The organism is Hydrogenophilus thermoluteolus (genome assembly GCF_003574215.1).
GTDB lineage: Bacteria > Pseudomonadota > Gammaproteobacteria > Burkholderiales > Rhodocyclaceae > Hydrogenophilus > Hydrogenophilus thermoluteolus.
Genome location: NZ_AP018558.1, coordinates 314,922 through 333,513, shown reverse-complemented (window position 1 = coordinate 333,513; position 18,592 = coordinate 314,922). Strand labels below are relative to the sequence as shown.

General features: G+C 60.8%; 15 protein-coding genes and 2 pseudogenes. 5 read left to right on the top strand and 12 right to left on the bottom strand.

All coding sequences use genetic code 11. The annotated features are described in order from the left end of the window. Positions 1-41 precede the first annotated feature (41 nt). The 5 genes from HPTL_RS01500 (at position 42) to ubiT (ending at position 5,727) form a co-directional block, all read left to right on the top strand. The gene (locus tag HPTL_RS01500) at positions 42-515 is read left to right on the top strand and encodes a thioredoxin fold domain-containing protein (RefSeq protein ID WP_170141237.1); all 474 of its coding nucleotides are present in this window, start codon (positions 42-44) and stop codon (positions 513-515) included. A 15-nt stretch (positions 516-530) separates the two neighbouring features. After that, a complete protein-coding gene (gene ppc, locus HPTL_RS01495; RefSeq protein WP_119334388.1) occupies positions 531-3,278 on the top strand; it encodes a phosphoenolpyruvate carboxylase in 2,748 nt (915 codons plus the stop codon). 109 nt (positions 3,279-3,387) lie between these two features. Then, positions 3,388-4,386 (top strand): ubiquinone anaerobic biosynthesis protein UbiU, encoded by a 999-nt coding sequence (gene ubiU / locus HPTL_RS01490; RefSeq protein WP_197713809.1) that lies wholly within the window; start codon positions 3,388-3,390, stop codon positions 4,384-4,386. A 2-nt stretch (positions 4,387-4,388) separates the two neighbouring features. After that, the gene (locus tag HPTL_RS01485) at positions 4,389-5,273 is read left to right on the top strand and encodes a U32 family peptidase (RefSeq protein WP_170141236.1); all 885 of its coding nucleotides are present in this window, start codon (positions 4,389-4,391) and stop codon (positions 5,271-5,273) included. After that, on the top strand, positions 5,266-5,727 hold the full coding sequence (gene ubiT / locus HPTL_RS01480; RefSeq protein WP_170141235.1) for a ubiquinone anaerobic biosynthesis accessory factor UbiT: 462 nt from the start codon (positions 5,266-5,268) through the stop codon (positions 5,725-5,727). Before HPTL_RS01485 ends, ubiT begins: the two co-directional genes overlap by 8 nt. Positions 5,728-5,731: 4 nt before the next feature. On the opposite strand, the gene HPTL_RS01475 is transcribed toward ubiT, so the two are convergent. The 12 genes and pseudogenes from HPTL_RS01475 to HPTL_RS01420 all read right to left on the bottom strand — a co-directional run bounded on the left by HPTL_RS01475 (position 5,732) and on the right by HPTL_RS01420 (position 18,126). Next, positions 5,732-6,349, bottom strand: coding sequence for a nitrous oxide reductase accessory protein NosL (locus HPTL_RS01475; protein WP_119334384.1), 618 nt, complete (start codon positions 6,347-6,349; stop codon positions 5,732-5,734). Positions 6,350-6,355: 6 nt separating this feature from the next. After that, positions 6,356-7,000, bottom strand: coding sequence for a hypothetical protein (locus HPTL_RS01470; protein WP_119334383.1), 645 nt, complete (start codon positions 6,998-7,000; stop codon positions 6,356-6,358). Positions 7,001-7,009: 9 nt separating this feature from the next. After that, entirely contained in the window at positions 7,010-7,540 is a 531-nt protein-coding gene (locus HPTL_RS01465; RefSeq protein ID WP_119334382.1) for a nitrous oxide reductase accessory protein NosL, read from the bottom strand. Then, on the bottom strand, positions 7,540-8,370 hold the full coding sequence (locus HPTL_RS01460) for an ABC transporter permease (RefSeq protein ID WP_119334381.1): 831 nt from the start codon (positions 8,368-8,370) through the stop codon (positions 7,540-7,542). The genes HPTL_RS01465 and HPTL_RS01460 overlap by 1 nt, the downstream gene beginning before the upstream one ends. Next, on the bottom strand, positions 8,367-9,353 hold the full coding sequence (locus HPTL_RS01455) for an ABC transporter ATP-binding protein (RefSeq protein WP_119334380.1): 987 nt from the start codon (positions 9,351-9,353) through the stop codon (positions 8,367-8,369). The genes HPTL_RS01460 and HPTL_RS01455 overlap by 4 nt, the downstream gene beginning before the upstream one ends. Next, on the bottom strand, positions 9,325-10,686 hold the full coding sequence (locus HPTL_RS01450; protein ID WP_197713735.1) for a nitrous oxide reductase family maturation protein NosD: 1,362 nt from the start codon (positions 10,684-10,686) through the stop codon (positions 9,325-9,327). Before HPTL_RS01450 ends, HPTL_RS01455 begins: the two co-directional genes overlap by 29 nt. After that, the gene (locus HPTL_RS01445; RefSeq protein WP_197713734.1) at positions 10,683-11,126 is read right to left on the bottom strand and encodes a hypothetical protein; all 444 of its coding nucleotides are present in this window, start codon (positions 11,124-11,126) and stop codon (positions 10,683-10,685) included. The genes HPTL_RS01450 and HPTL_RS01445 overlap by 4 nt, the downstream gene beginning before the upstream one ends. 20 nt (positions 11,127-11,146) lie before the next feature. Next, positions 11,147-13,390, bottom strand: coding sequence for a NosR/NirI family protein (locus HPTL_RS01440; RefSeq protein WP_197713733.1), 2,244 nt, complete (start codon positions 13,388-13,390; stop codon positions 11,147-11,149). Positions 13,391-13,459: 69 nt separating this feature from the next. Continuing rightward, positions 13,460-14,212 (bottom strand): annotated as a pseudogene (locus HPTL_RS01435) (TAT-dependent nitrous-oxide reductase); the annotation flags it as partial. Positions 14,213-14,264: 52 nt separating this feature from the next. Then, on the bottom strand, positions 14,265-15,431 hold the full coding sequence (locus tag HPTL_RS01430) for an IS256 family transposase (RefSeq protein WP_119334379.1): 1,167 nt from the start codon (positions 15,429-15,431) through the stop codon (positions 14,265-14,267). 101 nt (positions 15,432-15,532) lie between these two features. Beyond that, positions 15,533-16,708 (bottom strand): annotated as a pseudogene (locus HPTL_RS01425) (TAT-dependent nitrous-oxide reductase); the annotation flags it as partial. 161 nt (positions 16,709-16,869) lie between these two features. Next, complete coding sequence (locus HPTL_RS01420; RefSeq protein WP_232000019.1) at positions 16,870-18,126, bottom strand: putative bifunctional diguanylate cyclase/phosphodiesterase; 1,257 nt, start codon at positions 18,124-18,126, stop codon at positions 16,870-16,872. Positions 18,127-18,592: the final 466 nt, after the last annotated feature.

Genomic DNA, 18,592 nt, shown 5'->3' with positions numbered 1-18,592 from the left:
CACCAGCGTTACGGCACCTCCTGTTCGGAACCCTGACGTCCTTGCTTTTTTTGATTGTATCACCCGCGTTCGCCGCGCCAACCGAACCCATCTCCAAGACGCACACGGAAATACCGCCCGCTACCGACCTTGCCGCGGACGGTGCCTGGTCGAAAACCACCCGCAAACCCATTCTGCTTTACTTCGAACGCCGCGAATGTCCTTATTGTGTCCGCGCACAACGCTATCTGGAAAGCGTCGCACAGAGCCGCCGCGACCGCGCTCGTTTTCGTCGCATCGAAGCCGACCGCGCCGACCTCCCGCTGATCGATTTTCAAGGCAACCCCACGCACCATGCCGCATTCGCGCGGGTGATGAAAGGGACGCTCACGCCAACGGTGATGGTGGTGGATGGCGACGGCAAGCCCTTGGCACCGCCGCTCATCGGGCTTCCGGATGAGTCGTTCTACAGCTACTATTTGGAACAATTGATCGAAGACGGCGAAGCGCAGCTCCAGCACGCTGCAAACCGCTGATTCAGGAAACCTCAAATGAACGACCTCCGTACCGAAAAAGACGCACCACTGCGCGCCGAAATCCGCGAGCTGGGAAAACGCCTGGGCGACACGATCCGCACCGAACATGGCGAAGCGATCTTTTCCTTGGTCGAAGCGATCCGTCAAGCGTCGGTAGCGATCCACCGTGGCGATACGGATCCCACTTCGCTCGAAACGCTCCTGCACGGGATGACACGGGACGAGGCGATCGTCGTGATCCGTGCGTTCACGCTCTTTTCCCATCTGGCGAACATCGCCGAAGACCAGCACCATCTGCGACGCGCCCGCGCGCACGCGATCGCCGGTTCGCCAGCGAAAGAAGGGTCGTTGGCGCATGCCGTCGCGGCGCTCGAACGTGCGGGGGTTTCCCGGACAGCGCTCACCCAGTTCCTGGCCACGGCGTGCGTGCGTCCCGTGCTGACTGCCCACCCTACCGAAGTCCAGCGCCAAGCGGTGCTCGCGCGCGAACAAGAGATCGCGCACTGGCTGGCCGAACGCGATCGCGTCGCGCTCACCCCGGAAGAGCGCGCCGAGGTCGACGCCGCGATCGAGCGGGCGATCCGCACCCTGTGGCTCACCCGCTTGATTCGTCCGACGCGCATTTCGGTGCTCGACGAAGCGAACAACGTCCTCAACTACTTCCGCAGCACCTTCTTGCCGCAATTGCCCAAACTCTACCGCCGGTTGGCGCGGCTCGTCGGCCGCTGGGCTGAGACCCCTTTCCTGCAGATCGGTTCGTGGGTGGGCGGCGATCGTGACGGGAATCCCTTTGTCACCGCCGAGGTGTTGCGCGCCGCGGTGATCCGCAACGCCGCGGCTGCGCTCGAATCTTACCTCGACGCGGTCCACCGACTCGGCGGGACACTGCCGCTTGCTGCTGGCCTGTCGCCTGTCACGCCCGAACTCGACGCGCTGGCCGAACAAGCGGGTTCGCCCTCTCCGCACCGCGCCGACGAGCGCTACCGTCTGGCGTTGATCGCGATCTACGCACGCCTGGCCGCAACCTACCAGCAACTGGTCGGACATCTGCCGCGGCGCCTTCCGAGCGTCGAACTGCCGCCCTATCCGTCGGCAGAAGCCTTCGCCGCCGATTTGGAAACGATTCACGGTTCACTCACCGCCGCAGGGCTTAGCGAAATCGCCGACGGGGCACTGGCGGAGCTGCGCACCGCGGTTCGCGTCTTCGGGTTTCATTTGGCGCACCTCGACCTGCGGCAAAACAGCGCCGTGCACGAAGCGGTGATCGCCGAACTCATCGCCGCGGCACATCCTGACGTCGATTACCGGCGCCTACCCGAAACGGAGCGGGTGGCGCTGCTGCGCAGGGAACTCGCGACTGCACGGCCGCTCACCAACCCCGACTGGTCCTACAGCGCGACCACGCAGAGCGAACTCGAGATCTTCCGCACCGCGCGCTGGGCGCACGACACCATCGGGCCGCGCGTGATCGAACAGTACGTGATCTCGAAGACCGACGCCGTCTCCGATATCCTGGAAGTGGCGATGCTCCTCAAAGAAGTGGGGCTGCTGCAGCCGTGGCGCAACCATTTGGCCGTCGATATCGTCCCGCTCTTCGAAACGATCGCCGACCTGGAAGCGGCGCCGCAAATCCTGCGTGACCTCTACGCGCTTCCCGAATACCGTGCGTGGGTGGCCGCGCGCGGTAACCGGCAAGAGATCATGCTGGGCTATTCCGATTCGAACAAGGACGGCGGCTTCGTCACTGCGAACTGGGCGCTCTACCGCGCACAACAAACCCTGGTGGCAACGGCGGAGCAGATCGGGATCACGCTGCGCCTCTTCCACGGCCGCGGCGGATCGGTGGGGCGCGGCGGTGGCCCCAGCTACCAGGCGATCCTGGCACAACCCAAAGGGGCGGTAGCAGGGCAACTGAAATTGACCGAACAGGGAGAGGTGATCGCGGCGAAATATGCGAATCCGGAGCTCGGGCAGCGCAACCTGGAAGTCTTGGTCGCCGCAACCATCGAAGCGTCGCTCTTGGGTAAGGACGGCTCGGCGCCCGATCCCCGTTTCGAAACGGTGATGGCCGAACTCTCCGACCACGCGTTTCGCGCCTACCGTGCGCTTGTCTACGAGACCGAAGGGTTCGAAACCTTCTTCTGGGAAGCGACGGTGATCGAGGAGATCGCGCACCTCAACATCGGTTCGCGCCCGGCGTCGCGCGCCAAGAGCCGGAACATCGAAGATCTGCGCGCGATTCCCTGGGTCTTCTCCTGGTCGCAAGCGCGGATCATGCTCCCCGGTTGGTACGGCTTTGGCAGCGCCGTCGAAGCATGGGTCCATGAAGCGGAACAGGCCGGCGAAACGGCAGCGGCGCGTATTGCGCTATTGCAGCGCATGGCGCGCGAATGGAGCTTCTTCACCGCGATGCTCCACAACATGGACATGGTGCTGGGCAAGAGCGACCTGGCAATTGCGGAACGGTACGTCGCGCTCGTGCGCGACCAGGCGCTCGCCCAGTCGATCTTTGCGCGGATTCGCGACGAATGGAGCCGCACCGTCCGCTGGCTCCTCACCCTCACCGGGCAACGCGAACTGCTCGACAGCAACCCGCTCCTCAAACGCTCGGTCCAGAACCGCTTCCCCTATATCGACCCGCTGCACCTGGTGCAAGTGGAGCTGCTGCGCCGTCACCGCGCGGGCGAAGACGATCCGCGGCTGCGTCTTGGGATCCACCTCTCGATCAACGGGATTGCCGCGGGGCTCAGAAACAGCGGGTGACCTCTGCCCCGTTTTCTTGATGCCGATCAAGGCAAGAGCGGCGCAAACCTGCTACGCTTCTTTTATTGCATCCCACAGGCAGAGGCACTTTGCCGTGCAGTCAGGAACGTTGGAACTCGTCTGCCCTGCGGGCAACGCGGCGATGTTGCGCGCCGCAGTCGAAGCGGGCGCTGACGCGGTCTATTTAGGGCTGAAAAACGCAACGAACGCACGCCATTTCCCTGGGCTCAACTTTTCCCCCGACGAACTGGGAGCGAGTATTGCCTGGGCACAACAACGCGGTGTTCGCGTCTTTTTGGCGATCAACACCTACCCGAAAGAGCACAACTGCAGTGAATGGCATCGTGCGATCGATCACGCTGCCGCGCTCGGTGTCGACGCCCTCATTCTCGCTGACCTCGGCTTGATGGCCTATGCGCGGGAGCGTTTCCCAGAACTGCGCTTGCACGCCTCGGTTCAGGCTTCGGCCACCTCAGCACCGGCATTGCAACTCTTGGCACGCCGCTTTGGCGTCGTTCGAGCCGTCCTCCCAAGAGTCCTCAGTATCGATCAAGTCCAGCAGGTGGCACGAGACGCCGCACCGCTCGAAATCGAGGTCTTTGGTTTTGGCGGACTCTGCATCATGGTGGAAGGGCGTTGTTCGTTGTCGAGCTACGCAACCGGAGAGGCCCCCAATCATCAAGGCGCCTGCTCGCCGGCACGTTTCGTCTCGTGGGAAGAAAAGGAAAACGGGTTGGAGGCTCGCCTCAACGGCTTTTTGATCGACCGTTACGCACCTGACGAACCCGCGGGTTATCCCACCTTGTGCAAAGGACGCTTTCGCGTCGACGGGGAAATCGGATACGCGCTTGAATCCCCAACGAGCCTCAACACGCTCGACCTGCTCCCGCAGTTGAAGCAGTGTGGTGTCCGCGCGATCAAAATCGAAGGGCGCCAACGAAGCGTCGCTTATGTCCGCACCGTCACCCAAGTCTGGCGGCGTGCGATCGATGCGCTGACCGCAAACCCGGAGCGTTACACGGTTCAAACTGCATGGCAGAACGAACTGGCACGCATCAGCGAAGGAAACCAGACAACGCTGGGCCCTTATAGCCGTCCGTGGAAATGACGATGGAAATCGCGCTTGCGCCCCTTCCCTATTTCTGGACCAAACAGGCGACATTCGAATTTTATGCGCGAATTGCCGAAACCGCAGTCGATCGCGTCTATCTGGGCGAAATCGTCTGTCCGCGGCGGCAAACGCTCAAAGTTGCCGATTGGCTCGCCATCGCCACCCTGTTGCGCGATGCCGGCAAAACAGTGGTTCTTTCGGGATACACCCTGATCGAATCGACCAGCCAGATCAAGTGGTTACGAAAACTGTGTGATTCCGGCTGGCCGCTGGAAGCCAACGATCTCACCATGGTTGCGCTCCTGGAAGCGGCCAATATCTCCGATTGGACGGCTGGCGCGCAGCTCAACATCTACCACGGAGACACCTTGCGTACCTTTGCTGCGATGGGTGCGAGCCGTTGGGTACCCCACCACGAATTGAGTCGCGAAGACCTATCGCACTTGGTACCACTTGCCCATTCACTGGGCATGACCACCGAAATTACCGTCTGGGGACCCTTAGCGCTCGCCCACTCATCGCGCTGCTTCACCGCACGCCGGTACGGGCGCCCCAAAGACGACTGCGGGTTCCTGTGTCAACAATGGCCCGAAGGGCTCCTGATCGAAACGCAGGAAGGGGATCACTTTCTTCGTATGAACGGTGTCCAGACCCAGTCGGCGCGTTGGTGGTCACTTCTTGACCGACTCGACGAAGTGTGCGCGCTGGCCGACGCCGTTCGGATCGTGCCCAACCTCAACGACACGATAGCGGCGATCGAAGCGGTTGCCGCATGGCGCGACGCCACTCCCACTCCAGACGCACCATGGATCGACCCGCAACGGTGCTGTAATGGTTACTGGTTTGGCAAAGCCGGACACGAATGGATCGCCGATCATGGCTGACCCGAATCGATCGCGCACCCCGTTTTTCGCGTTACTTGCCCAGCTTCCGCGTTATCCGGCAAATGCGCTTTTCTGCCATGCGCTCAACCGTCACTTGTTGCCCTTTCTCAACCCGGAAACGCGTCGTTCGCTCTGGGATCAACCGGTCCGCCTCATCATCACCGATTTTCCCTGGCAATTCGATTTCGCCCTAGCGCCCTTCGGGTTTCGTCCCCTCACCGGAGAGATGCCCCCGCGCGTTACCTTTACCGCGCCGCTCGCGGTCTATTGCGCACTCATCGCGCAAGAAGAAGACAGCGATACGCTCTTTTTTCAGCGTCGACTTCGGGTCAGCGGTGACACGGCGTTGGGGCTCTTCATCAAGAACACCTTGGATGCATTGCCGCGCGAAGCAGTGCCCGCCCTCTTCTTTTCACTCTACCCCAAATGCAAACCGTGGTTGACGACCCCATAAGGGTCTACCACCGGAATCGCGTGTAGAGATCTGCGAAGCGCAACACCTCACCACCCTTGGCTTCAGCCAACGTCCGAGCCGCTTGCTCCGTCGCGCACGCGGCCGGCTCCGGACGCCCCATCGGACCGATGATTTTCGGTGACCAGACAAACCACGCGGCATCTGCAGCAACCCAGGACGGCGTTTCACTACAATAATCACGCACCCAAATGGCCGCGGCAACGCGACGATCTTCCGCCACTCCCTTTTCTTGTCGCAACCACTGGTCATGGATCACCAAATCACGCGGCGCGTCGTAAAAATCGACCCGTCCCCCGCTGTCGATTCGCTGCGCCGCCCACCGTGGGTAACGCGCCGGGTACATTCCGCAGATCGGGCAACGCGCCTCATCTGGAATCGAGCGGGGCGCCAGAGGATTTGGACCGTCCCGCGCAGGATCGTAGGGACGGGGCGGGGTTCGCGCCTCGAGGTCGGTTTCACAATGCGCCCCCTCCTCCGCTTTCTGCGCTGCGCGTTCGGCCTGAAAGTGGTACGCCCACAATCCCGCAGCTGCAGCGCTCACCAACGACGCGAACGTGAGCACCACCTCACGCCGTCTATGGGCCGCTTCTTTCCCCGCCACCGCGAATCACTCCGGCGAATACACGGCGTTCACGACCCGGACGAAATTGGCTTCCGGCAACGCGGAAACCGAAGTGAGCGTATCGGCGACAACCGAACCATCAGCACCATGACGGTGCGGGTTTCCTCCACCTTGCGCATGTGGGGCGGTATCGATACGCCCTTGCACGTCAGAATCGGTCTGCCATACGAAACTGTACGCATCGGGCGCCGCGTAACGCACCCACAGTGTCGTACCGTTACGAAGCGTGCAGCGGAGGCAATCGAGCATCCGCTCCCATTCGACTATGCCGAGTTCGTCCCGATCCGCCTCCGCCAGGTAAGCCGCGATCGCATCCAACGGCAAAATTGCCGCACCGGTAGGCTCAACCATTTCGCCTTGCGCTGCACGCAATTTTTCCGCCAATTGCCGCCGCGCCTGCTCCCACTGCGTCGTCAGGACAGCCGCGCTGAGGTAACGTTCCCATCCCTCATGCGCCAAAGCAGGTTCGAGCTGGGGAAAGCGCGCATACCATTCGGCAAGTTCGACAACCCCTTCGGCTTCCAACAACGCTTTGGCTGCAGTGCGACAACGGTAGACGAGTAGCGACAACGCGTCGATCTCTTGCGCCAGTGGAGCGGGAATGCCCCGATAAAAATCGTCGAACGCCATACGGCCTCCTTACATTTTGTCGTCGTGCAGCGCCGCGCCGTCGAGACGGACATCCTCGGCCGTCACCTCGGCAAATGTCTTCACCGTCCCACCGTAGTTGCGGGCAAATACCTCCGCATCGGCGCGGTGGGCGAAACTGACTGCGGTAGGTCCCATCGAACCCAAGCGCGAAGAGCCGAAGACATAGAACGCGCTGCGCGCGTCGATCCAATGACCGCGCGGTCGCTCCCAATCGGCCTTCGCCATGTCCTGAACGAATGCACCCGTGATCGATTCCACCGACTCCGGCGCCAGCAAGGTATGGAGTAGCTCAACCGTGTCGCAGAACCAATCGACTCGGCCATCGGCATAGCGCAACTGACCTTTGGGGCCGGGGAAATCGGCAAGATACATGCCGTCGAGCACACAGGCATCGCCCTCCGAAAAATCCTTCGGTGCCGCATTGCTGGCACTATCGGAAGAGCATGCAGTTAGCAAGCCAACCGAGAACAATACGGTTCCCCAGAAGCCCCACCACTGCCTTGCATTTCGAATACGCATCACAACTCCTTACCATCATGGCGAAAACGGCGAATCGCCAACGCGAGGGGTCCAACCGTCCAACCCAACAGCGCCACCGCCAACCAAAAGGGCTGCTGCGCCACCACCGAGGGAAAAAGTTCGGATACCCCTCGTAACGCTTGAACGTTCCCGATCGACGCCAACCCCCAGACACGGAAAAGATCCGCGGGGTTGAGCAGCATGACCCAGGGCAACCAACGTCCGGCAGGGTGGGCGCCCAACCCCACCATCGCTGCGAGCAAGATCAGATCGAAGACCAAAATGAGCGCAAACCACACCGCAATCGCAGCTCCGGACGCGCGACTGCGATCGCGCGCCCAAGTCGACAACCAGATCGCAATCGCCAGAAAGTCGAGACCGAGCAGGATGCATCCGAGCGCGAACTGGGCCCATATGCTCCACACCGACCATCCCACGCGCAAAGCCAAAACGATCCCCGCTGCGCCCAATCCCACCCCGGTTGCCGCCGCCAGCGCCGCCCCCAACCCGAGAAATTTGCCGACGACGATTGCCCTTTTCGGAATGGGCAACGACAACAACAGGTCGAGCGTACCCCGCTCGCGCTCCCCCACCACCGCGTCATACCCCAACACCAATGCGATCAGCGGCACCAGAAAGATGGCCAAACTGGTCAGGCTCGCAATCGCTGCCTCGACACTGCGTATTCCCACCGCACCCTGCGCAGCCCCGCCCAAGAAGGCGATTGCCAAAGAAAACAGCGCGAAAACGATCGCCACCACCCATACCCAGCGGCTGCGGACGCGGTCACGGAACTCTTTCCGAGCGATCGCCAAAAACGCCCCGTTCATGCCACCTCCGCTTCTGCTTGTCTCGTCTGCTCTTTCAGCGCCAACGCAAAGAAGACCTCTTCGAGCGTCGCATCGCGCCATGCCCAATCGAGCCAATGTTCGCGCTGCTCGAGTAGCCACGCCAGCGCGCGCTCTTTCTTCTCGCTCGGCCACAAGAACCAGACACCCATTTCCGTTCGTTCGTCAACCGTCACCCCGAGTCGCTCCGCTGACGCGATCAGCGTCGCGACAGCGCTTGCATCGCGCGCTTGGACCCATAGGCGGGCGGGCAACGCTGCTTGCTGTCGAAGTTCGAACACCGAACCAACGGAAACCAAACGCCCTTGCGCAAGGATTGCGATACGATCGGCGCGTAATTCGATCTCGGCAAGGATATGGGAGGAAACGACCACGGTCGTCCCACGGGCTTGCCAGCGATCGACCAGTTGATAAAAATCCCGAATTCCCATCGGGTCCAGACCGCTGGTGGGTTCGTCGAGGAAGAGTAACTTCGGTTCGCCAAGCAGCGCTTGTGCCAACCCCAGCCGTTGTCGCATTCCTTTGGAAAATCCCCGCACCGGCTGTTTCGCAACCCGCAACAACCCCACTTCGTCTAGCCGCTCCGCGATTTCGTGCGCGTCGACAACCACCCCTTTGAGTTCGGCGAAATAGCGTAACGTTTCTTCCGCCGTGAGATTGTCGTAGAGCACCACCTGTTCGGGCAAATAGCCGATCATCCGTCGCACTGCGCGTTGGTTGGCATCGTCCCTGCCCGTCACCGGTTCGCCAAAGAGCGTGATCGTTCCTGAGCTGGGTGGCAACAGACTCAACATCATGCGAAAAAGCGTGCTCTTCCCTGCGCCGTTGTGACCAATGAGCGCGAAACGCTCTTGGCGGTTCACCGTAAAAGAGACGTCGGCCACCGCCACTTTCGTACCGAAACGGCGCACGACATGTTCGGCACGGACGACGACGTCATTGCTGTGGGTGGAATCGGTGGCCATACCACGCTGCTCCTTGCTGATGGATCGGTTTGAGGTGCGGTTTGGGATCGATCACCGTTGGGGTTTTCAAAATCGGGAATTGCGCGCTGACGTAGCGAATCAATTCCAACGCAGGCGAAGAGAACAGCACCTGCGCCAACGGGTAGCGCCACAGCAGACGATCCACGACGCCCACGGCTTCGTAAGGCACATCCCCGATGCCATCGCCGTCCCGATCCCATCCCACATATTGACTCCAATGGTTGCCCGCTTTCTCACCCCACACCAGGTTGCGCGTTCCGGCGTAGCGGATGTTTTGCGCGTTGCCGATGAAGTCGTTGTGCTCGACCTGGTTGAACGTAAACCCCGCAGAAACGTGTGCCCCTACCTGGTTGTCCACGACGACGTTGTCCCGGATCACCGAATAGTTGGTGTTGTAAATGAAAAAGCCACGACCGTTACCCGCAGTAACGTTCCCCTCGACTACCCCGTTTTGCAAGGTGCGCAACATGATGCCAATATCGGAATTCCCCCAGACACGGTTGTTGCGCACTACCTGATCGCGTACCTCCATCAACGCGAGCCCGGTTCGCGTGAAGAACACCTCGTTCTCTTCCCACACGTTGCGGTAGGAGTTCATATAATGGGTGCCGTAACGCAAATGGTGCAGCCGGTTGCGGCGAAAGCGCGCGTCGTGCGAGACATCGACGTAGATTCCGTCGCGAACGAACGAGATGTCGTTGCCGACGACCTGCGCATGTTGCGCGTTGTAGAGCTGGATCCCGTTGCCGCGTTTCGGGGAGAGGAAATCGCGTTTGCCGGTGATGACGTTCCCTTCGATCCGAACGTAATCGGCCTTCTCGACATAGACGCCGAAGGTAACGTAACTGAACACGTTGTTGCGAATCACCGCACGGTGCGCACCCGGTTGCACCCGGATGCCCGAATGTTCCGCCTGGACGTCACCGCCCGAATTGCGAATGATGAACCCCTCGACCGTGACATCCGGGGCAATGATTTCGATCACATGCCCCTCAAGACCGCCGTCGATAACTGTCCGGCGACCAGCGGCACGCAACTCCAGCGGTTTGGCGATACGCAATGGCCCCCGATAGACGCCAGGTGCCACACGGATCACGCTTCCCGCAGGGGCCTCTTCCAGTGCCTGTTGTAATGCGGCGTCATCCGCGACGAAACGTTCGGTTGGGGAAGACTCCGCAGGTGGCGTTTCCGGCGGTGCTGAGCGTGCTTCCACCGACCATCCCCCCGCGACGACCGCACACCCGAAAAGCACCAGGAACACCCCCCAGCGGGCGTGTGGTCGCGACTCGAAACGGGACGAATGTGCGATCAACCCGTTCCCCCCAACCAACGCACTGCCCAAAAGAGCACCGCGCCGATCAAGAGATTCTTGAAGCCCACGTACGCCAAGAGATCGAGCCAGTCCGCACGCCGAAAACGGCTTCCCCACCACGGCCCGTCCTTCACGTAGGGTTTGCTCCGTAGCCGCACCAGAAGTTCGACCGCACTCCACGCAACCCACCACGCGATGAGCCACGGCGACGCGATTCGGCCCACTGCCCCCATCAACCACGCCAATGTCACCCAGAGCGCAAAGAGCATCGTCGCCCACCGCCACATCTGGGGCAGCGCGTCTCGGCGCCACGGCCAGAGGTGATCCCACGCCTCGGCAATCCACCGCTGCCATCCCGTCCGCGCCAGGAACGGCGGCATCACCGGTTCCGTCAAACAGTTCGGATCGAGCGTCTGTTTTGCGTGCGTTGTTGCCATCATCGTTGCCCCCTTCTGCGCGCTCACCCTTCTTGCTTCACCGCAACGGGTTGGATGGGAATGAAATAACCATCTTTCCCAACCGGCGTCAGCGGCAACCCGAGTTTTTCCCGCCGCTTCCGTTCTGCGGCCAACGGCGGGCAAGCATGGGGATCATGGTACAGTACCATGCAATCCAGGCAAAGCATGCATTCACGGTGGTCGATTCGGCCAACCGCATCGATCGCCAACGACCCACAACCACGCGCGCACGCCGTGCATTGCGTGCATTCCGCTTTCCGGCGCAATCCAAACCACCGGAACGTGGTTGGCAACGCCAGCGCGGCGCCCAGCGGACAGAGATATTTGCAAAAGGGGCGCTCCATGAAGAGGGAAAGCCCAAGGAGTACCGAGGCATAGGCAGCGAAGAGTCCCCCCCGCTCCAGGATTCCCACCAAGAACGTCGTTTTGAACGGCTCCACTTCCGCCAACTTCTCGGCGAGCGGCATCGAGAACGCGGAAACGGCGAGCAAGAACAGGAAAATGCCGTATTTCAGATTTTTCAACCGCAGGTGCCAACGCATCGGCAGTTGAAACTGGAACCGTTTCAGCCCAACCCATTGCGCCACTTTGAACAGCAGTTCGGAAAGCGAACCGAACGGGCATGCCCAGCCGCAGAAGAGGCCGCGCCCCCAAACGAAAATTGTGACGACGATGAAAATCCAGAACAGGAAAATGAAGGGATCGGTGAGAAACAGCTCCCAGCGCCACTCGGTCAGCAAACTATGGAACCACGTCAATACCTGGGTAATCGACGGTTGCGCCAGTAGGTGCCAACCGAAGAAGAAGACGCTGATCAGCCAAAAGGCGTACTTGAACCCGTCGACAGGCCATTTCCGTTTGCGGGTCGCCCGTGCAGTCAGACGATCACGCGCCGCATAAACTCCTGCCATTGCCAGCAATGTCGCGACGAACAGACCGATCTCCGCCGTCCGGGTCTTCCAGAAACGCATCCAGCTCGCCTCGGGTTTGGGCAACTCCGGCCGCCCCCCCTCCAGCATCGATTCCGGCAACCAATAGCTCTGCCCAAAACTCACGTACTCACGATGACCGGTCAGTTTGTCGACGATTCGGTTCCCAAGAAACACGAACTCCCACGGATAGGCCGCCGAAAAAGCCGGATCGCGAACGATGAAGATCCCCGATTCGTCGAAAGCCGGCGTTCCCTCTGCGACCAGATCGTAGAGTGGCACGTAGTCGAGATCGCGGAACGTAAACACATCACCCAATTGGCGCAACTGGATCCGATCGAATACGCCGCCGCGAACGAATCCCGATCCTTTGAACGATTCGCTTCCAGCGGTCCGAATGACGAAAATCGCATTTTCACCCGGTTTGAGCCGTGCCTTCAGGCTTTCCCAACCCGCTTCCCCCAGCAGGCTTTTCCCGACGTCGGGATGGTCGAGCAACCCGAACCGCACTTCGAGCGCGGGCGCTTCACCGGTTTTCGCATCCCCCGCTGCCCCTGCGGCTGCGTTCGCATCCGATGGCGCAGACGGGGTATCCCAACCGAGGTCAGAAGGATAGACTCGTAACGTCTGTACCAGCCCCAGCTGCTCGAGTTCCTGCCACGAATAGCGTCTCCCGGTGGTCACGAAACGCGCTTCCGGACGTTCCACCTGGGTGATCAACCCAACCTGCCGCCCCACCGCACGCGCCACCGCGCGCACGATCTGGTTTTGCACCACCACCGTGACCGTGGCCCCCGAGAGGCCATCGATCCCGATCGCGTTACCGCTTTCGTCCTCAACCTTACCGATTTCGATACGCGTGGTGATCGGTTTCCCGGTGTATTGTTCGTTGAACGCGATCAATTTCTCTTCCGGGATGCCCAAAAGCAGGATCGGTTCCGAGTGGTTGAGTAATGCCACCCGTGCAAATCGACCGTCACGCGTGATGCCGATCAGGGAAATCAGTGTCTTACCGGAATAGGCAGGGATCTTGGTGACATCGGTGGAAAGCGCGAGGTAGCCGAGCAATTGCTTTTTGCCCCCTTCGTCACGCCACGCTTCGACATAAGGGGGATTTCCCTTGCGTTGCGAAAAACGATTCGCTTCTGGAAAAACCGCGTTGCAGGGAGCGTACGCGCAGAGGTCGGGAGCGGAAAAGAGCGCGAGGGGCAATTGCGCTTGGTAGAGCTTGGCGTTCGGCGCTGCAACCACCGTGGCAGCGACCAGCCAGGTGAGCAGCGCCCCCAACCAATGCAAAAATCGATGGCAACCGACCACGATTGTCTCCTGTTGGGGGAAACGCGCGCTGCCCCTCGAAAGGGCAGCGCATTTATCAATGCAGAACCGTCATGCCGGACGGACGATCATCCGCGAACGCATCTCCAAGTGGAGCGCATGGCAGAAGTGTGTGCAATAGCACCAGAAGACGCCCGGTTTATCCGCGATGAACGTGACCGACCGGGTTTCTTGCGGGTTGACGATGAAGTTGATGTCGTACTCGGGGATCGCGAACCCATGCGTCAGGTCTTCGACGATATCCATGTTGGTGACAATGATCGTCACTTCGTCGCCAACCTTCACTTCGAACTCGCGCAATTGGTACTGCGGCGCGTATGTGGCGACTTTTACCGTCACCTTGTTGCCCTCGCGGAACACGCCCGAATCCTCGACCCGTTTCAACGCCAGCGGGTGTTCGTCGAGCTTGCCCACTTGTTGCGTCCGAATGCGATCGCGGCGCACGATGATGAAATCGTGCGGTTCGGGATAGGTGGGATGATCGGCCAGAAGCTTCATCTTCTCGCCGCGAATATCGATGAGCTGCTCGTTCTCCGGATGGAGGGGCCCCACCGGCAAGAAACGGTCTTTGGAGAACTTGCACCCCGTGACGAGGAACTGACCGTCGGCCTCTTTCGTTTCCCCCATCGATGCGTTGAGGTGTCCCGGTTGGTAGTGGACGTCGACGCGGTCGATCACGTACTGTACCGACTTGTCACCTTGGTAGTAGCGGATCGCTTTGTCGATGTTCCACTTGACGATCTGGCTGTCGAGGAAGAGCGTGGTAAAGGCATTCCCCCGCCCGTCGAAAGTGGTGTGCAACGGTTGTGCAACCTTTTTTCTGTAAATTTCCGTGGTGTTGGTCATGACGCCGGGGTTACGGGTTGAGGTTGAGATAGACCTTGCCGGTCATCCACTCGTCGTCGAGTTCGGCCAGCAGCGCCGAGACCAGGCGCAGGCAGGAATCCATGTTGGGGAAGATGCTGGCCACCCGGGTGCGTCGTCGCAGTTCCCGGTTGATGCGTTCCAGCCCGTTGGTGGTACGCAAACGGATACGGTGCGCAGCGGGGAAGTCGAACACCGTCAGGGATTCAGGAATCGCGGTTTCGGCCCACTCGGCCAGTTTCGGATGCTCCTTGCGCCAGGTGTCCAGGGCGGCTTTCAAAAGCCGCTCGGCTTCTGCCTTGTCCGGAGCATTGAAGATCGCGCGCAGTGTCGCGGCGACGTGCTTTTTCGCCTCCTGTCGGGTGACGAACTGGCCGGCGTTTTGCTGCAGATGGAACTGGCAACGCTGCCAGGGAACAGAAGGGAACACCGCTTTGCGGGCAGCTTTGAGGCCCGCATGATCATCCGCGATGATGAGCTTGATCCCGTGCAACCCTCTGGCCAGGAGGGATTCCAGGAAACGTCGCCAATTGATCTCGGCTTCCGACGTGGCCACCGTGCAACCGAGCACCCGCCGTTTGCCCGTCGCATCGACGCCGACGGCGATCAAGACGGCACAATCGACGATTCGCCCTTCCAGCCGCACTTTCTCGTAACGGGCATCCAGAAAGAGATAGGGCACTTCGCCCAGAGGACGCTCGCGCCAGGCCGCAAGCCCCTCGTCGAGCCTGGCGGCGGCACGGCTCACCTGGGCGGTGGAGAGCGAAATCTCCGGCCCCAGCAGGCGCTGCAGTACCTCGATCACCCGGCGGGTGGAGACCCCCTGGACGTACATCTCGGCCAGGGCCAGATGCACCGCCTGATCGGTGCGGGTGCCTTTTTCGAGGGCAGAAGGGTAGAAGTCGCCGCAACGCACCTGGGGCACCTGAAAGGTCAGCTCACCAAGGCGGGTGAGTACCGTCTTGGGTTTGTACCCGTTGGCGTAGTCACGCCGTCGCTCACTACGTTCATAGGGCGCCGCTCCAAGGAACTGGGATCGTTCGATCTTGGCGGCTTCATTGACGAGGATGCGCAGAGCCTCGCCGGCACCCTCCAGTCCGTGTTCGAGCAACACAGCATAAGCCATTTCCAAAGGATTGGTTTCGACACGCATCGCCATGATGGGCATACTCCTTTCTCGAAGTCATGGCGTCAGACCGAGCGCCGCGCACTTCCTGCCAGAGGCGCTAAACGGAATTTACAGAAAGGATGGTACACAACCGTGTGCAACGGCCCCAACCCCACTTCCACTTCGGCAACCACTGCCTTGCGGATATCGTCGAGTTTGCCGTCAAACCAATCGGCGACTTTCGCCACTTCGATCACAGTGACCGTCGGCGAAAGCTTCCCGGAGCAGACCATGTACTTGCCGTCCGGACTCGCGTTGACCCCGTGCGGGTTCTTCGGAACCGGCACATAAGCGGTCAGCGCCGTCTTCGGATCCTGGTTCGCCGCGCGGGTTCCGTCGACCACCGGTACTTTGGAATCGCCGATCGTGAAATATTTCCCTTCTTTGATCGCCTTTTCGATCCGGGCAATGTCGAAGAAGACGCAGGCGTCGACCTCCCGCGCCATCATGTCTTCATAATGGATGCCGTTTTCGGTGTTGTACTGGTTCGAACACGCGAAACGGCCGTCGAACGAGGTGGCGACCAGGTCCATGTTGCCGTCGACTTTGCACTGCCAACGCACCTCCATCGTCTCGGCGTCGACGCACGTAAACACGGCGTAATATTTCGACGGATCATCGAGATCGCGACCGTCGTTCGGTTGCGGAATATGGAACTCACACCCACAGAAGACGCGCGTGGTGTAGTTGATCTTCGGGTCGACCGGGTCCCGTTTGTCCGGGAAGATGCCGTGGAACCCTTGAATGTTCGGGATCTTGGTGATCTTGTCGACTTCGAAGCGGTCGCCGCGAATGCGGGCAATCCGCCCATGGATCTTGTCGTTCACCCAGAAATATTTCCCGTCGTAGGTACCGTCTTTGTAAGAACCATGGACGTGGTGGGTGTCACCGGTCTTGAAGCGCGGAGAACCGTCGGGTTTGGTACCGATGATCGCTTTGCTCTCGTTGGTGATGCCCCAGCCGCTCATACAGTCGATGTTGAAGACCGGGATACGTTTGATTTCACGCCCACTGGGCAGCCCAAGAATGCGCACTTCCCCGGAGTGACCGCCTGACCAGATCCCATAGTAGGTATCGAGCTCACCGGGTTTCATGTGGATCTTGAGCTCACCCCCTTCGCTTGCGGCCGCGACCGCTTCCCGGCTGGTCGCAGTCGTTGCAACCACGCCCGCCGACAAGCCAGCACCCGCCAACCCTGCAAGTGCCGCCGCCCCCAGAAAACCACGCCGCCGTTCGTCAACGATTTCTTTACGCTCTTCGGGTCTCATCGCTTCGCTCCTAGTAGAAAACAGCGAAGTCATCATAGAGAAAACCCCGATTCCCCGCCTTGATTTCCGTCAATTTTTTTACGACGATCTTTGATCTAGCGCAAATGATCCCCCATCCAGGCAATAAAGACGTCGGCCGTCATCGGCTTGGCGAAGTAGTATCATTGGAATTCGTCACACCCCAGTTCAGACAAGCGGGTGACGAACCGCGCTTCCTCCACCCCTTCCGCGACCACTTTGACGTCGAACGCGTGCGCGATGCGAATGATCGAGGCAACCAGCGCTTCGTCTCGGGGCGAGTCGAAAAGGCGAACCACGAACGAGCGGTCGATCTTCAGTTTGGCAAACGGCAGTTCGCGCAACCGACCCAACGACGAGTGGCCGGTGCCGAAGTCGTCGATCGCAAACGGCACCTCCGCGCGCGCCAAATATTCGAACTTCACTTTGAGCTGTTCGAAGCGTTCCATTGCGGCGGATTCGGTGAGTTCGAGGGTCAGCGGGAAAGGGGCCCCTTCGGCCACAGCGCGCCAATGTTCCAGCGCGCGATGGACTTGTTGTACGAAACCGTCGTCTTCCAATTGCAGCGGCGAGACATTCACCGCGATCTGGGGCGTCCCCCATCCGGTTTGCCGCAGCCGCTCGGCAAGGCGCAACGCCTCTTCGAACACCCAGCCGCCCAAACGGCGGATGAAGCCACTCTCTTCCGCCAGCGGGATGAATTCCGCAGGCGAAATCGGGGTTTGCTCGGGCGGAAGCCAGCGGATCAGCGCTTCGGCTGCAACCAACGCGCCATCGGAGCGGACCACCGGTTGCAGGAAGAGCGCAAACTCGTTTGCCGCGAGCGCACGCTCCATGCGGAGCACCAACGCGGTCCGCGCTCGGACCCGTTCCCCCCATTGGGGGTCGTAAAACGCGATCTGCCCCCCGCCACGCCCTTTCACGGAACGGACCGCATATTCGGCCGCTTGCAGCAACGCCTCTGGCGTTTTGCCGTCCTTGGGCGCCACCGCCACACCCAGCGAAAGGGTGACGGAGCACACCTCCCCATCAGAAGTAGCGATTTCGAGCGCGGCCACCTCCGTTTGCAACGCGGTCAGGAGATCAAGGTAGCGGTCCGGATCCCCCAGCCAAGCCAGCGCGAAACTGTCCCCCTCGAGGTGCGCCACCAAAAGCTGCGCAGACCCTTCGTGCATTTTTTGCAATGTCTGAAGCCGCGCGCCGAATTCGCGCAACAGGCGATCCCCTGCGGTCAACCCACAGCGCGCATTCACTGCGGCGAAATGGTCGATATCAAGGTGGACCAAGGTCACCGTCTGCTGCGTCATCAGCCAACCACGTACCCGTTCGAGGATCGCCAGCCGATTCGGCAGCCCCGTGAGCGGGTCGGTAAATCGCGCCGTTTTGAGCGCTGCGATCATCTTCTGCGCTTCGGCGACTTCATGGAAGGTCGCGACGTAGCCGATCAGCCGCCCCGCTTCGTCTTTGACCGGCGCGATCGTCTCTTCGAGATCGATCTCCTGTCCCCACCGCGTCCGGTTGTGAAACGTGGCGAAGAACTTCTCCCCACGGGCGAGCGTCTCACGCATCACGTTGTAGAGCTTTTTCGGCGTTCGCTGACTGGCCCACAATTCGCCGGGCCGTTGCGCCCTTTCCCAATGGTGCACCAACGCGTCCCGAACCGCGGCAATTTCCGTTGGCCACGCGTGCGCGGGCAGATTGCGCAGCGCCTCTGCCCCCGCATTTCCCTCCGTGGCGAGCCGTTCCACCCCGCGTTTCAAAGCGCGCAATGGCCGGGTCACGCTTCGGGCGAGGCCGCGGCGCAGCACCACGCCAGCCGCGATCGCCACCAACACCACCGCCGGGATGCCAACCGCCAACGCGAAC

What these genes read in the sequence shown, in the direction of transcription:
- ppc (WP_119334388.1), top strand. Translation starts at nt 531, where the DNA reads ATGAACGACCTCCGTACCGAAAAAGACGCACCACTGCGCGCCGAAATC.
- HPTL_RS01485 (WP_170141236.1), top strand. Translation starts at nt 4,389, where the DNA reads ATGGAAATCGCGCTTGCGCCCCTTCCCTATTTCTGGACCAAACAGGCG.
- ubiT (WP_170141235.1), top strand. Translation starts at nt 5,266, where the DNA reads ATGGCTGACCCGAATCGATCGCGCACCCCGTTTTTCGCGTTACTTGCC.
- HPTL_RS01470 (WP_119334383.1), bottom strand. Translation starts at nt 7,000, where the DNA reads ATGGCGTTCGACGATTTTTATCGGGGCATTCCCGCTCCACTGGCGCAA.
- HPTL_RS01465 (WP_119334382.1), bottom strand. Translation starts at nt 7,540, where the DNA reads ATGCGTATTCGAAATGCAAGGCAGTGGTGGGGCTTCTGGGGAACCGTA.
- HPTL_RS01460 (WP_119334381.1), bottom strand. Translation starts at nt 8,370, where the DNA reads ATGAACGGGGCGTTTTTGGCGATCGCTCGGAAAGAGTTCCGTGACCGC.
- HPTL_RS01455 (WP_119334380.1), bottom strand. Translation starts at nt 9,353, where the DNA reads ATGGCCACCGATTCCACCCACAGCAATGACGTCGTCGTCCGTGCCGAA.
- HPTL_RS01445 (WP_197713734.1), bottom strand. Translation starts at nt 11,126, where the DNA reads ATGATGGCAACAACGCACGCAAAACAGACGCTCGATCCGAACTGTTTG.
- HPTL_RS01430 (WP_119334379.1), bottom strand. Translation starts at nt 15,431, where the DNA reads ATGGCGATGCGTGTCGAAACCAATCCTTTGGAAATGGCTTATGCTGTG.
- HPTL_RS01420 (WP_232000019.1), bottom strand. Translation starts at nt 18,126, where the DNA reads ATGATCGCAGCGCTCAAAACGGCGCGATTTACCGACCCGCTCACGGGG.